At 48.4% G+C, this 20,999-nt stretch carries 17 protein-coding genes; 3 read left to right on the top strand and 14 right to left on the bottom strand.

The genetic code is table 11. The features are described from left to right. Window positions 1–367 precede the first annotated feature (367 nt). The 12 genes from V7051_RS22460 to V7051_RS22515 form a co-directional block, all read right to left on the bottom strand. Window positions 368–730, bottom strand: a complete 363-nt coding sequence (locus V7051_RS22460) for a CZB domain-containing protein (protein ID WP_333878873.1) — start codon at window positions 728–730, stop codon at window positions 368–370. A 465-nt stretch (window positions 731–1,195) separates the two neighbouring features. Beyond that, window positions 1,196–2,581 (bottom strand): glycoside hydrolase family 30 protein, encoded by a 1,386-nt coding sequence (locus V7051_RS22465; protein ID WP_333878875.1) that lies wholly within the window; start codon window positions 2,579–2,581, stop codon window positions 1,196–1,198. Between the two features lie 149 nt (window positions 2,582–2,730). After that, window positions 2,731–3,183: a tellurite resistance TerB family protein gene (locus V7051_RS22470; RefSeq protein ID WP_333878877.1), complete on the bottom strand. Its 453-nt coding sequence runs from the start codon at window positions 3,181–3,183 to the stop codon at window positions 2,731–2,733. Window positions 3,184–3,433: 250 nt separating this feature from the next. Continuing rightward, window positions 3,434–4,399, bottom strand: coding sequence for an HpcH/HpaI aldolase/citrate lyase family protein (locus tag V7051_RS22475; RefSeq protein ID WP_333878879.1), 966 nt, complete (start codon window positions 4,397–4,399; stop codon window positions 3,434–3,436). A gap of 4 nt (window positions 4,400–4,403) precedes the next feature. Next, entirely contained in the window at window positions 4,404–5,507 is a 1,104-nt protein-coding gene (locus V7051_RS22480; RefSeq protein WP_333878881.1) for a cysteine protease StiP family protein, read from the bottom strand. Beyond that, window positions 5,508–6,263, bottom strand: coding sequence for a hydrolase (locus tag V7051_RS22485; RefSeq protein WP_333878882.1), 756 nt, complete (start codon window positions 6,261–6,263; stop codon window positions 5,508–5,510). After that, entirely contained in the window at window positions 6,235–7,428 is a 1,194-nt protein-coding gene (locus V7051_RS22490) for a phosphoribosyltransferase domain-containing protein (RefSeq protein ID WP_333878884.1), read from the bottom strand. The genes V7051_RS22485 and V7051_RS22490 overlap by 29 nt, the downstream gene beginning before the upstream one ends. Before the next feature lie 31 nt (window positions 7,429–7,459). Further along, window positions 7,460–8,107, bottom strand: coding sequence for a DUF4276 family protein (locus tag V7051_RS22495; RefSeq protein WP_333878886.1), 648 nt, complete (start codon window positions 8,105–8,107; stop codon window positions 7,460–7,462). 4 nt (window positions 8,108–8,111) lie between these two features. Then, window positions 8,112–9,386, bottom strand: a complete 1,275-nt coding sequence (locus tag V7051_RS22500) for an AAA family ATPase (protein ID WP_333878888.1) — start codon at window positions 9,384–9,386, stop codon at window positions 8,112–8,114. A 29-nt stretch (window positions 9,387–9,415) separates the two neighbouring features. Then, entirely contained in the window at window positions 9,416–10,429 is a 1,014-nt protein-coding gene (locus tag V7051_RS22505; protein ID WP_333878890.1) for an ATP-grasp domain-containing protein, read from the bottom strand. A gap of 6 nt (window positions 10,430–10,435) precedes the next feature. Continuing rightward, the gene (locus V7051_RS22510) at window positions 10,436–11,032 is read right to left on the bottom strand and encodes a TerD family protein (protein ID WP_333878893.1); all 597 of its coding nucleotides are present in this window, start codon (window positions 11,030–11,032) and stop codon (window positions 10,436–10,438) included. Window positions 11,033–11,359: 327 nt separating this feature from the next. Further along, window positions 11,360–11,935 (bottom strand): TerD family protein, encoded by a 576-nt coding sequence (locus V7051_RS22515; RefSeq protein WP_333878895.1) that lies wholly within the window; start codon window positions 11,933–11,935, stop codon window positions 11,360–11,362. Window positions 11,936–12,466: 531 nt separating this feature from the next. Between V7051_RS22515 and V7051_RS22520 the strand changes: the two genes are divergently transcribed. Beyond that, window positions 12,467–13,792 (top strand): phosphatidylserine decarboxylase family protein, encoded by a 1,326-nt coding sequence (locus V7051_RS22520; protein ID WP_333878896.1) that lies wholly within the window; start codon window positions 12,467–12,469, stop codon window positions 13,790–13,792. 68 nt (window positions 13,793–13,860) lie between these two features. Here V7051_RS22520 and V7051_RS22525 read toward each other — a convergent pair whose 3' ends face one another. Then, window positions 13,861–16,497, bottom strand: coding sequence for a molybdopterin-dependent oxidoreductase (locus V7051_RS22525; RefSeq protein ID WP_333878898.1), 2,637 nt, complete (start codon window positions 16,495–16,497; stop codon window positions 13,861–13,863). A 99-nt stretch (window positions 16,498–16,596) separates the two neighbouring features. Then, entirely contained in the window at window positions 16,597–17,820 is a 1,224-nt protein-coding gene (locus tag V7051_RS22530) for an NAD(P)/FAD-dependent oxidoreductase (protein ID WP_333878900.1), read from the bottom strand. A 317-nt stretch (window positions 17,821–18,137) separates the two neighbouring features. Between V7051_RS22530 and glnL the strand changes: the two genes are divergently transcribed. Both glnL and ntrC read left to right on the top strand, forming a co-directional pair. Next, window positions 18,138–19,193 carry a nitrogen regulation protein NR(II) gene (gene glnL, locus V7051_RS22535; protein WP_333878902.1) on the top strand — a complete coding sequence of 352 codons (1,056 nt, stop codon included), beginning with the start codon at window positions 18,138–18,140 and terminating at the stop codon, window positions 19,191–19,193. Next, on the top strand, window positions 19,186–20,598 hold the full coding sequence (ntrC, locus tag V7051_RS22540; RefSeq protein WP_333878904.1) for a nitrogen regulation protein NR(I): 1,413 nt from the start codon (window positions 19,186–19,188) through the stop codon (window positions 20,596–20,598). The genes glnL and ntrC overlap by 8 nt, the downstream gene beginning before the upstream one ends. The last annotated feature ends 401 nt before the right edge of the window (window positions 20,599–20,999 follow it).

Genomic DNA, 20,999 nt, shown 5'->3' on the forward strand with positions numbered 1-20,999 from the left:
TCTCATCTTTAATACAGCATAAAAGGCTTGCGCCTTTCTTCATGACACACTAGCCTAGATGGAGCCTTGCGGAATCCAGGGCTCCGTCTACGCGACTGAATAGCCGGATAGGGAGCGCATCGCCCTCCTTTCCGATACCGCAGATAAGCCGACATCCGCAAATGGTGAATGGTGCGCCCATTACAAAACCAGTTGCTCAGGATTATTACAAATATGAGATATTTGTCAGCTCAAAAAAAAGCCCCACTACCTTGTGCAGCAGAGAGGCTATGAACAGTCAATTGATGAGGATTAGGCTGATCGTAATATAAAACACCACGAGGATGGTGTTTGGTTTTTAAATTCGACTAATTAACGGCATAGGCAATTAAAGGAAACATTCTTTTTTTAGACGAATGGCTTCACAACAGACTTCACTGACGACAGTATTAAAAGCCGAATCGTTACCTATCATTTTCGATGCATTGATATATTGTTTTGTATTAATGGCGTTTGCTACTTTTTCAGCTTCAATATGAAATTCAGCATGTTTTTTCAGGCATGCCTTGTAACTAGGTAAGCCGCCAAATTGAGCTTTACCTTCGCTATGCAGCCACTTGCCGAGGTCACAACAATTTTCTTTTCTGATAGTCTCCATAACATAAGAATCTAACGGCTCTCGTCTGAATATGGCGTTACTAAATCTTACTTTCCAGTCCACATGTTTCAGAATTTCTCTATCTATATCCATTACTCCCCCTATAAACTAACTTCTAATGTACGGAGCAAAGTTTTTCATATTTCCACTCTTAAATAAATCCGTATTACCACTTAGCAACACGGATTTATTACTTAGCATCGCAAAAAAAAAGCGTCCAATATTCACCACTTCCTATGTCCAAAAATATCGATTCCGCCCTGCAACTGAATGCTGGAAATCCTGACTTTATCAGCAGTCTAGCCGAGCGTGCTGTTTATGCCCGACATTAGTTCGCGCAAAATGCCGGCAATACGGAGCCTGCTTAGTTAAATCGACAACCGCTCCCTGCGTTGTTCTACCTCCTGTGTCCTTGCAGTCGTGGATCCCGGCAATCCATGCCGATGATGTGCTTTGAAATACTTGTGTATAACGATAAACGTTTGAGGGGGGAATGATATAAAATTTAAGGGATCATTTTTTCGTGTCTTTCGTGGATAAATGGAGGTTTTTAAACTTTTACGCCGCCCGCCAAACATAAGTGCCCACTGCGCCTGCAGGAAGAGTAGCTAGTGCATTTTTCCCTTGAAATTGGATAGTAAAGGAGCGTGATTCAGCTCCGCCATTAAGTGCAATCAAAACGATGTCGCCCACAGGCGTAAGAAAAGCCACATTCGGCAAGGACGCTTGTTGATCGGAATAAATCCTTACCGAACCGGGGCGGATGAATTTCGAAGCATGGGCGATCACATAGTAGGCCACGTTGCGGGTAACTTCTTCACCGATCGTCAACGCGCCGACACAACGGGCTTCTCCGTCTGGGGTATGGGGGCAGCAAAATGGGTCGGAGGCCAGGTTCCATTCGAACACGACCCGGCTCCAGTTGCGTATGGAACCAATCAGGACATTTTTTACATGCCACATTAAATCGTCTCCGAACTGCCCGTCCGAACCTACCCACTGCTCGGTAAAATACAGTTTCATTTCCGGGTAAAGCTGGTGCACCTCGGAAAGCGCCGAAATGTCGCCTCCGTATAGATGCCAGGCCGACCCGGTCAGATAACGGCGCGCTTCGGCATCGGCGAAAACTTCCAAAGGATACTCCGGAACATCGCAATTATGGTCCCAGCAAAACAGTTCCACAGCGGCCAATCCAGCTGCCGACAAAGCCGGTCCCAGATGATCTTTGATGAACTCGGCCTGCTCGCTCGCTTCCATGATCATGCTGGGTTCGTTTTTTTGATTCAATGGCTCGTTCTGCGGGGTAATGGCATGGACGGTGATGCCTCTGTCCCGCATTGCTTTCAGGTATTTAATCAGGTAAGCGGCGTAAACGGCGTAGCAATCCGGCCTCAGTTTACCGCCGACGAAACTCTGGTTGGTTTTCATCCAAGGCGGCGCAGACCAAGCCGTGGCCATGATCTTGATTTCGGGGTTAATAGCCAGAATTTTCCGTAACAGGGGAATGACTTCAAGGTCGCCCGCCTCAATGTCGAAATGGGCAAGCTTCGGGTCCGATTTTCCGTCCGGCCTGTCGTCATAGGAATAGCAGCGCTCGCTCAGATCCGACGCACCAATACTCAGTCGCAGGAAGCTAATACCGATGCCGTCCCCGTCAGGCAAGAATAACTCCCGCAACAATGCGTTCCTGTCAGAGGCAGGCAGGCGACTGATCAGCATCGCGCTGCCACCGGTCAACGAAAACCCGAAGCCCTCCATGACCTGATACTTCTGTTCGGCATCCACCGTTAGTACAGGGAAATCATTGGCGTTGTCAGCAAAACGAAGATCCTCGGGCTGCCGTTGAAACAAAAAAGTTTGGTCGGCGCTGGTCAACCAAACAGACACAGAAGAAGGATCTTCCGAAAGAAGACTTGGATCGTAAGAGGTGGATTGTTCAGGCACGGAAGTTCTCTTGGTGGAACAACTTTACGTTATACATAAAGCCTTACGGGTTGGATAATCGCTTACAAAATCACTCGACTGCGCAGAACATAGCCCGGCATTTAAGCAGCGATGATGTCGGGCATAAACAGTATGCCCGACTTACGAACTTACAATTCAAATTCCGCAGGATCAATTCCCAATTCCTTGGCTATTCTGTTCGCTATCTTTTTTTCGGAGATATCAAAATTCCCATCCGAAGAAGCAATGGCGATGATCATGCGGACTAATAGCCGCGCAGCTTGATCATTTGATTTCATCTTGCCGAGTGCTTCATAAGCTTTGGCTTCGCCGATGTCTTTATCGAATTCAAGCTGGCCGACAAAGTCCTGAAAGGCTTTGATCACGTCGCTGGTAGTAAAAATCGATAGCGCATCATTGCTTTCGATAAATTTGACCATTTTTTGTTTTTCTTCTGAACTGATGCTGCCGTCGGCCATCGCCACCAATGCGAAGCCCGCCATCGCTGCATTTAGAAAATCCTTGTTCTTGAATTTTAAAGCCTCTGTTTTTAACTCATTGGCTTTACTTTTTAATTGACTTAGAAAACTATCGAAACTCATTGTGCTCTCCTGATGTTAAGTGAATTGTTGTGTAGTTCTTACTTGCTGCCTTACTGCCATTAAGTTAAGAAGACAATGACACCGTAGGAGCGGGCCGCGCCCGCGACATTTGGGTGACGATTGCAGAGTTGCAGTTCTTTCATCGGGGGCATGGCCCGCTCCTACAACGCTTAACTTAATGGCAGTGACTTGCTGCCTGCGATCCAATTTAAGCCCAAATCGTAAGCAATATTTATTTTTGTAATGCCGCTTAAAAAGACAATTCGCTATATTCCGGCAAGACGAGCGCTCGCCTGTCGCCGTAGCGCTGCCGCCTATCGATAATATCCCGTCCCCATTGCTTATGCGTTTCCACTTCGCACATCGCGTTGTGCATCCTGAACACAGCAGGCGACGCGCTTTGATTCAATGCGAGCGCCATTTCATAGTCTTCATTATTGACGCCGTACATCGCTTCAATAACCGGTACTTGGCTGGGATGAATGGCTGTTTTACCTATCAAGCCATGCGCCAGATCCAGTTGAATCTCTTTTTGCAGAGTGACGGCATCTTCCAGGTATTCAAACACCGGCGCCGCCAATGAAAAGCCGTAAGGCTTAAACACCATCACCAGCTGAGCTATCGCATGACCCAGCGGTGTTTCGTACAAGGTCATATTCCTTGGCCGCCGGATACCTAAAAGATTCATCAAGTCGTTGCCGCCAATCCGGAGCATTAATATCCGCAAAAAAATATCGTGCTGTAATAGACCCTGACGTAACTCATTCATTGCGCCGACATCAAACACATCCCTGGTTTCCAGGGTCGGCATGACCTTAAACGATGTATCCTGCAATTGGTCGAAATAAGCGTGAAAATTACTTTCGTTAAATTTCGGCAACACAAAGCCATCGATTTTTTCAATATCGGGCAGATCCAGCAGACGGGCCAAAATTTCCGGATTCCTGGCGCGAATAAAACGGAATCGATTCGGCGTATCCCTGAAACCCTGCAAACAAAGTCCTAAATGACGCAGGCTGCTGTTTAGCTCGGCATGCGATACGGCGTCTTCGGTACAAAAAATCATCGAGCGAACAGTTTCCAACTTTTCGCCATTAGCGCAATCCATAAGATCGAGCCGATGTGCGGGCATATACAGTGACGCACCTAAACACCAAGGTGAAATAGATTTTGGCGCTGTGTTCATAATGGCATCTCCCGGTAATTGCTCGTGCATGACTCTACCTCCTGCGTCCATGCAATCGTTTAATTAACGCCACCGCCCGATACGGCAGATCGGTAACGACATCTATCGGAATAGAGCGGGATTCGGCCAGCCAACGCAAATGCTGCGTAGCCTCGCAATCCAAATCCTGTAACAGCAATATCTGCGCTTCGCGGCGCAATAGAACCCGCGTCGCCTCGCCGATACCGGGTTTAATGTAATTATGTTGTCCAATGCAGTAACGTTCACTCACCCAGTTCAACAGCGCTTGGGATATACCTTGTAATTGCAGCCGGTCATGCGAACAGCTTTCAAACCCGCCCTGGCATTCTTGCCACGCATGTTCAACGCAAGCCAGCATCGTGTCAATGAAATAACGGGATAAATCGTGTTGTTCAAACTGCCGGTAATAAACGCAACCGTGAAAATCGGTCGGCGCGGCTAATTGCGGATCGTAAACCGACCGGCTGACCAGTCCCGATACGGTGGCATTCAGGATGCACGAGGGGATCAAATAATCCTCTGAGCAAGCGGCAACCGCCGCGCTGCCGGACAAATCAGCCAGCACATACAATTCAGCCGGGATAGTCACGCCGTCAGTAACGGCAAAAGCCTGTAAGCTGGTGTTTAACTGCTGCGCAATGACGCCCTTCCCGGTCCATCCGTCGACAAAAACCAATGACTCCGGCGCATGGTTTCGCAAGATATGACGCAAGGCATTTTGATCGATACCGACATCGCGCAGTATCGAAATGGAATAATGTTTCGCCTCGGTATTGAAATGGCGTTTGAGCACATGTTTGAGCAATACGCCGACCGGCGTTCCGGCTCGCGCCAGTGAAACCAGGGTAACGCCATCGGGTCGCGTGTCCAATATGCGCTTTGCCAAGACCAGTAAATGTTCCGCCATGCGTTGCTGATTTAAAGCCATCGCTTGGTAAAACAGTTGCAAATAATTTTCCGACGGCACCGACTCATGAGTCAGCATCTGGGAATAATGCTTCTGGCCGGATTGAATTAAGGTTTCTTTGATATGGACCGGCGTATCAGGCATAGCCATCGGTCTTAACAGAAACTGTACATCATCCGTGCTGTAACTGCCTGTGAAAGGGTTTGTCATTTATGCTGTTTCGGCTAAAGCCAGCGTCTGAAACAGCTGGGTGTTTTTGGGAATTAATGCGTAATCACATAACGCCATAAACGGCGCATCGGTCTTGCTGTCGCCGGCGCCAAAGGTTAACAATTCGGGATGCTGTTTTCTGTAGCCTTCCAGCAGGTAACTCACTGCGCTTTCCTTGTTGATGATTTTCGGTAATAGCGCAAGGTTGTTACCGTTCAAATGCCAGTACAGGCTGCCGTCAACAACATGCGGATGCGGCATGATGACCTGATCCAGCAGCGTTTTCAATATCGCTTCGGTACCGTCGCTATGTTTAATGACGCCGTACCAGATTGTGTCGAAATCGTTGACCAGACGGGGTTTAAAACCGCAATGGCGCGTTGCATAAAGCTCGACCTCGGCCCACACCTCCAGTAACTTTTGATGGTACATAGGCAAAGCCTGCATGATGCGGTCCATCCATACCTTATCGACAATGCGCTGCTTGTCCAAAATGACTGCGCCGTGATTCAACACCACTTCTTCCTGGAACGGCAGGTTGACACGCTCAAAGGCGTGAACATCACGCGCCGTCACCGGCACGATCTTGAAGCCTTTGGACAACCAATGCCACAACCATCGCTGCTTTTGCGTGGCGAACGAATTGGCCGTTCCGTCCGGCAAAAAAGCCCGCACTTGCAAATCCGCACCTGGAGCGCATTTCCTCAAAGTCTGGAACAGCGTGTCGTCAAGGTCTAGAAAAATATAGCTTTGCATGGTTTGGGCTGTCCGGTTGAAGTTCGAATCTTGCGCTAATGGCTCGCCATGCGTGCAGCCGGTCGTTTAACGACTCGCACAGCGGCGTTTCATGACAAAGAATAATGTCAGCGTAATCGTCGTGATTCAGGTTATAAATAAAGTTAGGGATGCCGTCGTCATAGTTGTCTTTAAATTGGCACACCCGGCCAATATCGTTGCCTTGATGAATCGGCGAGCGCGTGGTGCTTTGCACCTTGACCTTAAGGCCTTGGCGTTCCAATTCGCGTCCCAGCAGATAGGCCGGGGCGTTGCATTCGCCTGTGCCTAAGACCAGAACCGGGCGTTGTTGATCGCGGTTAAAACCGCTCCCACATAACTGTTCGACCACATGGCTTTCCAGGCTAATCGGCGCATCCAAGCCCAATCGGCCCGGCCAGGCCAACAACGCTTTTTTACAGGCGCCGTTACCCGAGACATTGACGGTGATACTGTCAATGGCGTCGTTCTGCTTGTCCTCAAAACGCATGCGTCCCTGCCTGAAACACACCCATTCCACCGCCACACCGGCTTGATCTTCCAAAACAGAGCGGTCATCGGGATGAGCAAAATTGACCAAACTGACAATAAACACTTTACGCAAACCGGGATTAACTTGTTGGTAGGCTTTAATCAAACGTAAAAAAGTTTTTCCGGTACTGATTTCATCGTCGATTAAGACCAGTGTTTCGGCCATTAAAAATTGATCCCGGTGTTTTCGCTGCTCAGGATAATACAAAAAAAAGTCAGTAGCATGACTATGAGCTTCTTCAAACTCAAGCCGTTCGATGCCATCCAGATGATAACGGGTGGTCTGAATAAACAAGACTTGCTCCGCGCCTTCGCGGCAGGCCGCTTCAAAAACGCCGTAACCCAGGCCGGTTGCGGTTTCCGCCATGCCGATCCACAGCGAACCCGAGCCTACATCGCGTTTTAACACCGCCCGAGCCAAGGCGCGATACGACCAGCTCATCAGCTTTGGCGATACCGGGTAATGCTTGCCCAATACCTTGCTGACCAATAAAAATTTACGCTTGCTGCTGACTCTGGCCGCGAAACCCAGTAACCGGTTAAGCGGGATATGTCCGGGTTCTACATCAAGATGCAGGGTTCCGGTGTCTAATTCTATGGTTAATGTTTTTAGCATAGTTTATTGTGAAATCATTCCATAAGTTTTATCAATTCACTTCCGCCAATTCCCGGAGCTTCCCCAGAAAATAGTTAAAGCTTGGCGACGTGTTGTTATCCAAACTCATGTGTGGGGTAATGTTCTCAGCCCATTCGGATTTCTCAGCTCCTACCATTTGCCACCCCAAACCTGAAAGGCGTTGGCATCCACCTTTATAGACAGCATCAGCAAGCCGCTCCCATGCTCCACAAATTGAGTCGCTAACATAGGCATTCAGTACAGCATCTTTGGCTTTTGGGTAGGCTTGCTTTATGGCTGAAATATCGCCAAGAAACCAGGCTTCACCTTCTTCAACAGCGATACAAAAACGGGCTTCTGGGCGAGGATTACAGGTATTCAACAGTTCAATGAGTTCACTCCGAAAACTTTTCAGACATTTGTCATCGAGATCACAAACAACTATAACCGCCGCATATCCTGGCGACCAGGATCTTCCATAACCAGTTAATAATCTTGGTAAATTAGCCAGTAAGATACGTTTGCTTGGATCTGCTCCTGGCTTCATATTTTTGGGGATTCGACCAATCCCTTTATAGTCAATAATCCTGAAAGTATGCTTATCGCCAATGATTTTGGGTATAAGAATATCTAACATTTTCTTACCTGAATGGTCTTCCACGAGTATTTCAAAGTGCATGGTTCTACCTTGCATCCAAATAATCGCTATACCAAAGTCCGCCTAATGGCAGACCTTCTGCCACCATGTTTTTTACAACTTCGTCATCACTAGCTCGTCGGATAATCGAAAAACCATCGGTACCTTTTTCCAAAATCCAAACTTCATTCGGTTCAAGCGCATCAACAAGGTAAGGCTGGTGCGTAGTGATAAAAACCTGAGATCCACCTTTGCGTCCTGTTGCATGCTCTCGAAACTCCTTAGCTAGTGTTTCCAACAGTTTGTGATACAAGCCGTTTTCCGGCTCCTCAATACACAAAAACGGAGGCGGTGTAGGATCTTCCAATAAAAGCAAATAAGCGAACACTTTTAACGTGCCATCAGACATTTGCTGTGCATAAAACGGATCTTGAAAACCTTTATCGTTGAAGCGCAAAAGCAATCGCCCATCAGCGGTTTCATCAGTATCAATTTTGTCAATGCCGGGAATTTTTTTTGCGATACGATCTAATACTTTCTTAAATCGATCCTTGTGTTCCCTCTCCATGAATTGCACAACATTACCTAAATTGTCCCCAAGAATATTCAGATGTTTTTGAGGGCCAGCAAGAAGCAAACTTCTAGCTGAATTTGGAGTGAAATAGCTTAGATACCAGCCTTCTATAAACTGGCGAAAAATAGAAATTCTTGAATGTTGCTTTAAAGAACCTAACGTGGCAATACCAAGCTTTCTTTTATCAGCAAGCTCCACAACTTCAGTCTCTTTACTTTCTTCCTTTAAAAATGATTTAAAAAAATCATCAAAATCAAATTCCTTTTTGTTTTCATCAATACCTTCAGTTTCACTTTTCCAGGCAATACCTTTACCATTTTCTAATATTAAAAATGAAAAAGGCCAACCACTTTTCTGATTTTTACGTCGTTGTCTCAATCGTTCTTTTTGCACGAAAGGTCGACCAGAGTCATCCACATTAATAGACATTTCATAGGTAATGGGACGAGCATTGCCTTCTTCTTTGTAATAGATTTCAAATTCAATAGCTCCTGTTTGTCCTTGGGAGCGTATTTTTTTAAATCCACCACGTCCGCGCAAATCACAAGCTTCCTCTACGCCAAATCTAAGCGCGTCAGCTAAAAAACCGAAGACATCAAACAGAGTACTTTTTCCTACACCGTTTTTACCAATGACAACCGTCATAGGAGTAAGCGGCTCTGATTTCTGTTGATTCCACAATCTTCCCAAAGTTACATCTTTCAATGCCCGGAAATTCTTTACCCGAATACCTTCAATTTTAGCCATTGTTTACCTTTCATTTTTATAAATGCCAGTCACAGCATCACCACCGGCGTATTAATCTCAGTCACCCTGAGTCCATAACGAATGGTCGGTCGCTGGAATGGTTCGCTTTTAATGCTCTGCAACGCGATATAGGCCAAGTTTGCACCGGATAAACAGGCCATGCCGAAACCGCCTGAAGGTCGGGGATTGATTTCCAATAAACGTACGCCGTGCACGCCTTCCTTGAACTGAATATTAAACAAGCCGTTGAGCCGGTAGTGAGCGGTTAATCTTATCACCATGCCGTCAATCTCGGCATTGTTATCGATGGTTTGCCCGCCGCCTGCCCGTTGCGATTTTTTGCGTTGCACGGCGCACAGCAATTCGCCGTGCCGCCCTGCGCAATCGACGCTCCATTCAGGCCCGCCCAGATGTTCCATGATCAACAAGGTGGCAAATTCCGGGGTATGAGTCATGCCCTGCCGCAATTCTTGCAGTGGGATCTGGTATTCAACGCCTTTCAGTATCTGGGTAATGCTGTCGCGCTGGGTATCCAACACCCGAAAACCCAGGCCGAACACCGAAACCGCCGGTTTAACGCACAATGTTTGATGCTTTACCGATAACTCAGCAACTGCGCTATCGAACGCATCGCGATTATTAACGGCGATAAAATCCATGGTTTTCGCAACTTCTGCACTCAAGTCGTTATAAAAGTTCGCCTTGTCATGGAATAAAGTCAACGTATCAAAATTGGCAACCGACAGCACCTGTACACCAATCGCCTGAAAAAATTCATGGTGCTTACTGATATATGCCGCTTCTTTGCCGGGCCAAAATAACCGGATATTGTGCTGCCGGCAAAAATGCACGCACCATTCAAGATACGCTTGCCCGGTGAGTTCGGCAGGTTCAAGATAACTCTCATCCGCAGCCAGAAAGGCGGCCGCATGGGCATGGGTGTGGGTGCAAATCAGGGTGATTTCGCCAGCCGGAGCCGACTGGCGAAGATTTCTAAATACGGCGTGTATAGTCGAAAATGTAAGATTAAACCAAATTCTCATCGATGCTTACAAATGGACGATAATTTGCGGCAGCAACGCATCAATGGTCCGACCTACGCCATTTTCGCCTATCGCATGCATTTTCCATTCACCGTTATGCCGGTACACTTTCGCCATGATTTGCGCGGTATGGGGACCTTGCGAACTCAGGGTGTAACGGGCAACTTCCGCATTATTGCTGCTGTCGACTATGCGGCAATATGCGTTTTCAACTTGATCAAAAGTCTGGCCGGAAAAAGAGTTAACGGTAAATACCAGCGACTTGACATTGGCAGGCACTTTATCCAAATCCACCTTGATTTGTTCGTCGTCGCCGTCACCGGCGCCGGAACGGTTGTCGCCGGTATGTATAATGCTGCCGTCGCGGCTTTTCAGCTGTCCGAAATAAATGGTATCGACGACTTTGTTTTGATCGTCAAACAGTACGCAAGAAGCGTCCAGGTCAATGGCGGATTCGCTGCTTCCGCCGCCAAACAAGCCTTTTAACATGCTGACGGGAACTTTTTTAGCATCCCAGCCCAAGCCCATGACAACCTTGCTCAGCGTGCCGCCGGATTCTTTGGACAAAGATATTTTTTGTCCTTTTTGTAAATTAATAGCCATACATATTACCTCGATAAATGAACAGCACTGGTGTTATGCAAACGCGTCAACATCAGTATTGCTCTTGATGATTAGGGATTCGATTTTGTAGGAGGGCTGTCGCACAGCCCCCTATGCATCAGCTTAAACAGATCTTTTCATCCACCACGAAGTAAAGCCAAGCTTATTCTCGCGTCTACCAAGCGGAACGAGGTTTCTGCGATGTCTGAGTTAAGCGACTCTATCGGACAGGTCAACATGCCCCCGTCCGGCTGCCATAATTCGTGGTGATATATCTTAAATTGATTACTATGAGGGTTTAAACGCCAGCCCTTTTATAAACTGTAATTAAACATTAACCCCGAAAGAAGCGGCCAAAGGTCCAAGCCCACCGGCAAAACCTTGGCCAACGGCTTTAAACTTCCAGTCTGTGCCGACTCGATAGATTTCACCGAAAATCATGGCTGTCTCAATTGAGGCGTCTTCGCTCAAATCATAACGGGCAATTTCTGCGCCGCCGTCCTGGTTGGTAATACGAATATAAGCATGGTTGACTTGACCAAAATTCTGTTTGCGCACGTCGGCCTCATGTATTGTCACCGCGAACACGATTTTGTCCAGGTCAGCCGGTACTTTGGATAATTCAACCTTGACGGTTTCATCATCGCCATCACCTGCGCCGGTGGTATTGTCACCCATGTGTTGAACCGAGCCATCGCCGACCACTTTATTATTGTAAAAACAAAAATCACTGTCTGAGCGGACTTTACCGTCCATTTTAACCAGAAAGGCGCTGGCATCTAAATCAAACGCCGCGCCATCGGTTGCGCGGGCATCCCAACCTAAGCCCACCGTGATTTTATTCAACCCTGGGGATTCTTTGCTGAGATTAACGTTACCGCCTTTCGTAAGTGATACTGCCATGATTATCTCCTGATTGTTATTGAAGTTTATAGTGGATTACCATCATTAAAGTCGCACAGCGATTAATGGAAATTTTTTTACCGCCCGCTAAATAATAATGTCCTATTAACCAGCTAAAGCAGTCAAGCTGCCTTCGTATCCCTGACTACGACTTTAAATTCCGATAATACGTCGACGGCGCCGGACGCCATCATAACCGCTAATAAACGGCTTGCATAGTAAGCCAACATATTGATTCCGTGGGCGTTGAATTTAACGGGTTTTATAGTAAAAGCCCTGCACAGGATGCAAACCCTATCCTTTTCCCTCATCCAACACTACCTCAATTAATTCACAATGACTCTCAAAATCAATCCAAGGCTTACGAAAAAATCAGTCTTTACTGACATACATCCGCCGCTTTTTACACCACAATCTTTTCTCGTACTTTTGGGGTAATTCACCTAAAAATCAACTGCGAACAGTTAGGCGGACTAAGTGGCGGCTCGCCTAACTCCAATTTCATTGCCACGGCATTTCAAGAGGTTAAAAATGACAACGACTGAAGTAATACCGTTTCGTGTGGGCGAATGGCTGCCATCGGATCAGAAAATTCTGGACAACTGGCTGGAGGATATTATCCAGGAAATAGATGATCTGGAGGCAAAAGGACAGCTGAAGCCGTTGCATCCTGTTATAGAGCAATTTAAACAGCTCATTGAGCAAGATCCGGAAATCTTCATGTACTTTAACCAGATGTTCACTCAGGTGCCCAAAAGACCGCCTTACAATAAAAGCCCTACCGGAAAACCACAGGTAAAAAACTACGAACAAATGTTGCGCTTGATGAACATCATCATAACCAGGACTCCGGCGTTTAACGAAACAGGATTGGTCGGTTTTCCGATCAATGCCATCCTGGATTGGTCCATGGGCACGATAGGCGGATTTGCCGCGTTTTTGAACGATAAGGTCAATGCGCAGTTAAAGGCGATTCTTAATCAATGGGGCGGCTTTCTTAAGTCCGATGCCTCTTGTTATGCGTTGAATTCCGATCCGGGAGGCTGGTTTAGCCCGGCTGCGCTGGATGCTTTAGCACTGATGGACCCTTTTTACGGCCAAGGTGACGATCCTAAAAACCCCAAGGATAATTTTGTTTATAACTTCCAATGCAATACCGACCTGCCGTATTGGGGCTTTACCTCATGGGATTCCTTCTTCACCAGGGAATTTAACGAAGGTAGGCGTCCGGTCGCATCGCCGGATGACGACAGCGTTATCGTCAATGCCTGCGAATCGGCGCCTTACCGAGTCGCCTACGGCGTACAGCTACGCGACACGTTCTGGATTAAAGCCCAGCCTTATTCGCTGGAGCACATGCTGGCGAATGACGAATACACCGGGAATTTTGTAGGCGGGACGGTCTATCAAGCCTTCCTCAGCGCAAAAAGCTATCACCGCTGGCACAGTCCGGTAAGCGGAACGATTGTAAAAGCCTATGTGCAGGACGGCAGCTATTATGCCGAAGCCTTGTCGGAAGGTTTCGACCCTTCAGGCCCTAATGATTCGCAAGGCTATATTACCGAAGTGGCGACCCGGGCTCTTATCTTTATCGAAGCGGATAATCCCGATATAGGGCTGATGTGCTTTATGCCTGTCGGCATGGCTGAGGTTTCCAGTTGCGATATCACTGTTGAAGTGGGACAACATGTCAACAAAGGCGATTCGTTAGGCACTTTCCATTTTGGCGGCTCAACACATTGCTTGATTTTCAGCCCCAAAGTGATGCTTGCTTTCGATCTTCACGGTCAAACGCCCGGCCTTAATTCGAACAATATCCCGGTAAAAACCAGAATCGCCACGGTGTGCTCTAATTAAATAATTCGGACTTGGGTAGTGTAGCTTTAGTGCTCACTACCCAACTTGATAAACGGTCAGCTTTTTCCTCACAACAACGCCTTGATCTCCGGCACACAAGAACCGCAATTGGTTCCGGCTTTCAGGCAACGGCCAACTTCCTGATGCGTTTTCAGGCCCTTTTCCTTGATCGCAGCCTGGATGGTTTTTTCCCCGACATTGAAACAGGCGCAAACGATAGTACCGACATCAACACCACCCAATGGCGGCCTGCCGGTCAATAACGCCATGCGTTCCGCTTTTTCCAGTTCCGCTTTTGCAAACAAGCCGGTCAGCCAGTTGCGCTCCGGCAGCGCGGACTCTGTCGCGATAGCAACAATGCTTTCGAGCTGATTGTTCACGATACGCGCGGCTCTGTAATTACCCCGAGCGGAATCCTGATATTCCTGCCACTGGGTGCTTCCGCCATCGCTGTCGCTAAAAATTTTTTGCGCCCATTCCCGCCAGTTTTCAGGCAAAGTCATTCCGGCCAGTTCGTAACGATAATAGAGTTCGCCTTTGATTTTCACCCAATACTCCGGCGCAATCATGTTTAACTCGCAACGGGACAGGATAAAACCCTGCCAAGCGGGTTGATAGGCTTTGATGCGCACCGGCGTATGCTTGCTTTCCGGCTGGTTGGAAACCGGGTCGACCACCGCATTCACTAACGCGCCCATGCGTCCGCGCCCGGCGTATTGTTCGGTCCAGTGCATAGGTACAAAGATATTGCCCGGCAGTTGGCTGTCGGTGATTTGCACCCGCGCGATCATTGATCCCCAACGGCTTTCTATAGTTGCAAGACTGTTTGTATCCAAGCCCTCGGCATCGTCCGGATGCACTTCGACAAAAGGCTCAGGCTTATGTTGGTTTAACTTCGCCGCAATGGCCGTGCGCGTCATCGTGTGCCACTGGTCGCGCAAACGACCGGTATTTAAAATCAGCGGATAATCCTGATCCGGCTGATTGACCGGAGCGCGCGGCATAATCGCAATAAATTGGGCTTTGCCCGATCCGGTAAAAAACTGCCCATCCTCGAACAGCCTCGCCCTGCCCTGCGGATAAGCCTGATTAACCGGCCATTGGGTCGGCTGCAATTGATCGTAATCAAGCGGGGCAATGTCCGCAAAGGCCGATATATCGAAATCGCGCAAGCCGTTATTTTCAAAGCCGGACAGCGCAGCGTGCTCGCGAAAAATCTCCACCGGGCTTTGATAATGAAACGCCTGCTCGAAACCCATGCGCCGTGCTACCTGGGTGATAATCCACCAATCGGGCTTGGTGCTGCCTGCCGGTTTAAATAAGGCTCGCTGGCGTGAAATGCGCCGCTCGGAATTGGTTACGGTACCGTCTTTTTCGCTCCAGCCTTGCGCCGGTAGCAGCACATGAGCCAAGTCGGTGGTATCGGTATCGGCGATACAATCGGACACCACGACAAAGTCGCAGCCCTTCAAGGCTTGTTTGACTTTGTCCGCGTTGGGCAAACTGACCACGGGATTGGTGCCCATAATCCACACCGCTTTGACCTTTCCGTCGTAAATGGCGTCGAACAGTTCCACGGCGGGATAACCGGGCTTTTGAGCAATGTTCTGGGTATTCCAAAACCGTGCGACCCGATCTATATCGTCGGCATAGGAAAAATCCATATGCGCGGCCAATTGATGCGACAAGCCGCCGACTTCGCGACCGCCCATCGCATTAGGCTGTCCGGTCAGCGAAAACGGTCCCATGCCTGGCTTGCCGATTCTGCCGGTCGCCAAGTGACAGTTGATGATCGCGTTGACCTTGTCGGTGCCGGATGATGATTGATTGATGCCTTGACTATACAGGCTGATGACTTTTTCATGTCCGGCAAACCATTGATAGAAACGGTGCAGGTCGTCCTTATTTAACCGGCACGCCTTTGCAACCTGTTCAATATCGATGGCGGCTGCATTCAGGGCTTCAGTAAAGCCTTCGGTATGGGCTTTTATATAAGCCGAATCCAGTGCGTTTTGCTCATTCAAAAAATGCAGCAAACCGTTAAACAAGGCCGCGTCACTGCCGCTCGCCAGCGCTAAATGCAAATCGGCGATGTCGCAACTGGCGGTACGGCGCGGATCGATGACCACAATTTTTAACGCCGGATTGGCTTCTTTTGCCGCGCGTATCCGCTGAAAACTGACCGGATGGCACCAGGCGGCATTTGAGCCGATCAGTATGATCATTTCCGCCTGTTCAAAGTCTTCATAACAGCCCGGCACGGTATCGGAACCGAAGGCGCGTTTATGCCCGGCTACCGAAGACGACATGCACAAGCGGCTGTTGGTATCCATATTGCCGCTGCCGATAAAGCCTTTCATCAGCTTGTTGGCGACATAATAATCTTCGGTCAGCAATTGCCCGGAACCGTAAATCGCGACCGCATCCGCACCGTATTTTTTAATGGTATTGATAAAGGAATCGGCCACCAAATCCAGCGCTTCCGCCCAACTGGTTTCACGCCCGTAGACTTTCGGCTGCAACAGCCGCCCTTTGAGTTCAACGGTTTCGCCGAGCGCCGAGCCTTTGGAACAAAGCCGCCCGAAATTAGCCGGGTGCGCGGTATCGCCGCTGATTTTAAGTCGATGATGCGCCTCATCGACTTTCGCGCTAATTCCGCAGCCTACGCCGCAGTAGGGGCAAGTGGTTTGGATAGATTTATTCATTAAAACGGTTTGAATATAAATAAGTTAATTCACCACGAAGACACGAAGAACACGAAGTTTTTTATCTTCGTGTTCTTCGTGTCTTCGTGGTGAAATGAATTAAGCTGACGTTGCGTAAACTTTGCCGAAAATCAGGACATCCCTTATCCCGGTAATAGTGTCTTCCTTTTCCAGCAATTCCTGATACCAGCCGCCATCGGCCGTATCGCCATACAACACTGCGCCAATCAGCTTGTTTGCCTTGATGACCAGTTTCTTGTAAATACCTAAAGCGGGATCGGTAAAATGGACGCTTTCACTGTTTACATCACCTTGAAAATCCCCGATCGAAAACAGGTTAATGCCGGTTACTTTGAGCTTGGTCGCAGTCGGCAAAGTGATATATTCCGCCGCGCCATGGGCACTGAGATGATTGGCGCAGACTTTGGCTTGCTCAAACAGCGGGGCAACCAGGCCAAAGGTGGCGCCGCGATGCTGGATGCATTCTCCGACCGCGTAAATGCTGGGGTCGTAACTTTGCAAGGTATCGTTGACTACGATGCCGCGCTCGCAATAAATCCCCGCTTCATGAGCCAGCTCTATATTGGGGCGCACACCGATTGCAGCAACGAATAGATCGCATTCGAGTCGGCTGCCGTCTTCGAAGCTTACCGTTGTAACATGGCCCTGCTCATCACCGGACAATTGCTTGAGTTTGGCGGCCATTTTAAATTTCAGGCCGCGCTGTTCCAGTTCGGTTTGCAGCATTTTTGCTGCGGCCCTGTCCATTTGCCGGTTCAACAAGATTTCATTGCTATGCACCACGGTCACATCCATTCCCCTTGAAACCAGGCCGTTGGCGGCTTCCAGCCCTAACAGCCCGCCGCCCAAAACCACGGCTTTATTATGGCTACGGCTGTAAGCCAGCATTTTGTTGACATCGACAATATCCCGAAAACTGATGACGCCCTCCAAGCCATTCCCGGGAATCGTCGGCGCAACGGCTTTGGAACCGGTAGCAATTAATAGCCGGTCATAGCCGGCGAATGTACCGTCTTGCGCATAGACTTTTTTGTTTTTACGGTCTATCCGCACCGCGGTTTTATCTTCGCCGGCATACAGGGTTATGCCGTTATCGATGTACCACTGACGGTTATTGATAACAATGTCTTCAATGGTTTTTTCGCCGCACAGTACCGAGGACAGCATGATGCGGTTATAGTTGCCATAAGGCTCGGCGCCGAACACGGTAATGTCGTATTTATTCGGTGCAGCACTTAACAGTTCTTCTACGGTACGCATACCCGCCATGCCGTTGCCGATGACGACCAAGCGTTTTTTCATCTGTATTCCTTAATAATTGAAAGTTATAGAGGCAAATTTACTGATACCCGCCCGGATATTCGTTTACTTTGCTGCTTTTAATTCCATAGCAAGCAACATGCCGCCTACCGGCTTTAATGCTTTCCCGAATATAAACCCTAAAAACACAAAATTTATGCGCTAAAATGGTGCGCAAATAATCCAACGCCTCAGTTAATCGAGCGATAATAGTGCATAGCAATAGATAAGCATCCAAGCTCGCGCCCGTTCTCATTGTCGGCCTACAAATTGCTACGTAAATTATAACGCCCTTACTTTAAACGACTTTAAAGCAAACTATGCATAAACGTATACTGGATCACCTTAACGGCGCAATCTTATTGTTTGATCGCAATTTAAACCTCACTTACATTAATTCCGCCGGAGAAATCCTGCTTGCCGACAGCTCCCGTCACTTGGTAGGTCTCGGCGCTAATGAGTTATTCAAATCTTCCGATCCCGCCCTGCTGATGAATCTACAGCAATGCCTGACCATGGCGGAACCACTGGTAGATCGTGAGTTGGCGCTGGATCGTATGAGCCACACCGTTACGATCAATTTGAGTGCAACGCCGTTATTAAAAAATGAGCGCGTCAACGAAATTTTGGTCGAATTGCAGCAAGTGGATAATCACCTGCGCATATCCAAGGAAGAACGGCTATTAACCCAGCAGAACACTGCCAGATTGCTGGTCAGGGGCTTGGCGCATGAAATCAAAAACCCTTTAGGCGGCTTGCGCGGTGCGGCGCAGTTGCTGGATCTGGAATTGAACGACCCGGATCTCAAGGAATATACCCGGATTATCATTGCCGAATCCGATCGCCTGCAAGGCTTAATGGATAAAATGCTGGGCCCCAACAAACTACCCAATAAAAAAGCCATTAATATTCACGAAGTGCTGGAACGAGTCAGGCAACTGGTTCAAGTCGAATCCAGCCTCACCATTAAATCCGACTACGACCCCAGTATCCCCGACATATTGGCGGATAAAGACCAGTTAATTCAGGCTATTTTAAATATTGTCAAAAATGCCGTTCAGGCGCTGAATGGCGAAGGCAATATTATTATCAAGACCCGAGTTCACCGGCAAGTGACCATTGGCCGCAAACGCTATAAGTTGGCGGTGAAATGCGACATTATCGATAACGGACCGGGAATCGACGCCGATATGATGAATCAAATATTTTATCCGATGATTACCGGACGTGCAGACGGCACTGGACTGGGTTTGTCGATAGCTCAAGCACTGATCAACCAGCATAACGGGCTGATTGAATGCACCAGTGAACCTGGAAACACAGTGTTTTCAATCTTCTTACCCATTATTGCGCTGCGGGAGACCGGCAATGACTAAGTCCGAAACTGTCTGGATCATTGATGACGACAAATCCATACGCTGGGTCGTGGAAAAAGCCCTGCAAAAAGCGGATATAACTACCCGCAGTTTTTCCGGTGCGGCCGATTTGCTGACCGCATTGCAAAACGATTTACCCGATGCGCTGATTACCGATATTCGTATGCCCGGTATAGACGGGCTGGAACTTTTGAACAAAATTCAATTAAGCCACCCGCATCTGCCGGTTATTGTGATGACCGCCCATTCCGACCTGGAAAGCGCGGTCTCGGCATTTCACGGCGGCGCTTTCGAATACCTGCCCAAGCCTTTCGATATTAAAGAAGTCGTCGACCTGGCCCATAGAGCCTGCATTCACAGCAAACAACAGCAGATTGCTGTGGTTGCTGATGCGCCCACCGCGCAGGAAACCACGCCTGAAATCATCGGCGAAGCGCCATCGATGCAGGAAGTATTCCGCGCGATAGGCCGACTGGCCCGGTCGCATATTACCGTATTGATCAACGGCGAATCGGGAACCGGCAAGGAGCTGGTCGCCAAGGCCTTGCATCGTCACAGCCCCAGGGCCAACAATCCGTTTATCGCGCTGAATATGGCCGCGATCCCCAAAGACCTGATGGAATCGGAATTGTTCGGCCATGAAAAAGGCGCATTTACCGGCGCCCAATCGCGCCGCGCCGGTCGTTTTGAACAAGCCGATCGCGGCACCCTGTTTCTTGATGAGATCGGCGACATGCCCGCCGAACTGCAAACCCGTCTATTACGCGTATTGGCTGATGGCGAGTTCTATCCGGTCGGCTCATATACCTCCGTTAAAGTCGATGTGCGCATTATTGCCGCCACCCACCAGAACCTGGAAACCCTGGTAGAGCAAGGCCGTTTTCGGGAAGATTTATTTCATCGCTTAAACGTGATCCGCATCCACATCCCGCCGTTGCGCGAGCGTAAACAGGACATCCCTTTGCTGCTGCGTCACTTTTTAAATCAGGCGGCTGTTGAGCTCAATACCGAAATTAAAATCTTAAAGCCCGAAGCGGAAGCTTTTTTGAGCACGCTGGACTGGCCGGGCAATGTAAGGCAACTGGAAAACAGCTGTCGATGGCTGACGGTGATGGCTTCGGGCCGGGAAATCCACCTGCACGACTTGCCCCCCGAACTGCTTAACACAACGCCGGAAAAAAATGCTGCCGAAACCGGCTGGGAAGCATTGCTGAGAAACTGGATAGACCAACAGTTACTGCGTGGAAACGAGGGTGAAATCGCCAAACATATCATTCCCACTGTTGAAAGCATTTTAATAAAAGCAGCGTTAAACTTTACCCACGGAAAACGCCATGAGGCCGCTATTTTATTGGGCTATGGCAGAAACACCCTGACCCGAAAAATCCAGGAATTGGGGATATGATTATTTATTAGGCGTCTTGTTTATCCATGGCTTATGTTTCTATGGGTAATGACGCCTTCAACTACAGCCAAAGCCTCAGGAAGTTGCAAACAACTTATTGATACACCGCGACAATATGTCACATTCCCTTATCTAAGTATTTTTACTAATATATATACAACTCTTGAGATGCAATTTCCTCCTCGGAATTCAGAGTTTTATATCCTTCTCTAATGCGGCTCTAACCAGCCGCATTTTTTTTGCCTACAGGAATGTAAATAAGGAGCGTGAGCAGGAGCGGAAGCTTTGCCTGCCGTTTTTATTGAACAACCACCAGCTAAAGCTGGAGGGTTCATATAATGGACTAAAATGTGAATTAAGAGCTAACGCGTAAATAATTCCAAAAAAACATGGCGGCGGCC

This window comes from Methylobacter sp., from assembly GCF_036845245.1.
In the GTDB taxonomy this organism is placed as follows: Bacteria; Pseudomonadota; Gammaproteobacteria; order Methylococcales; family Methylomonadaceae; genus Methylobacter_A.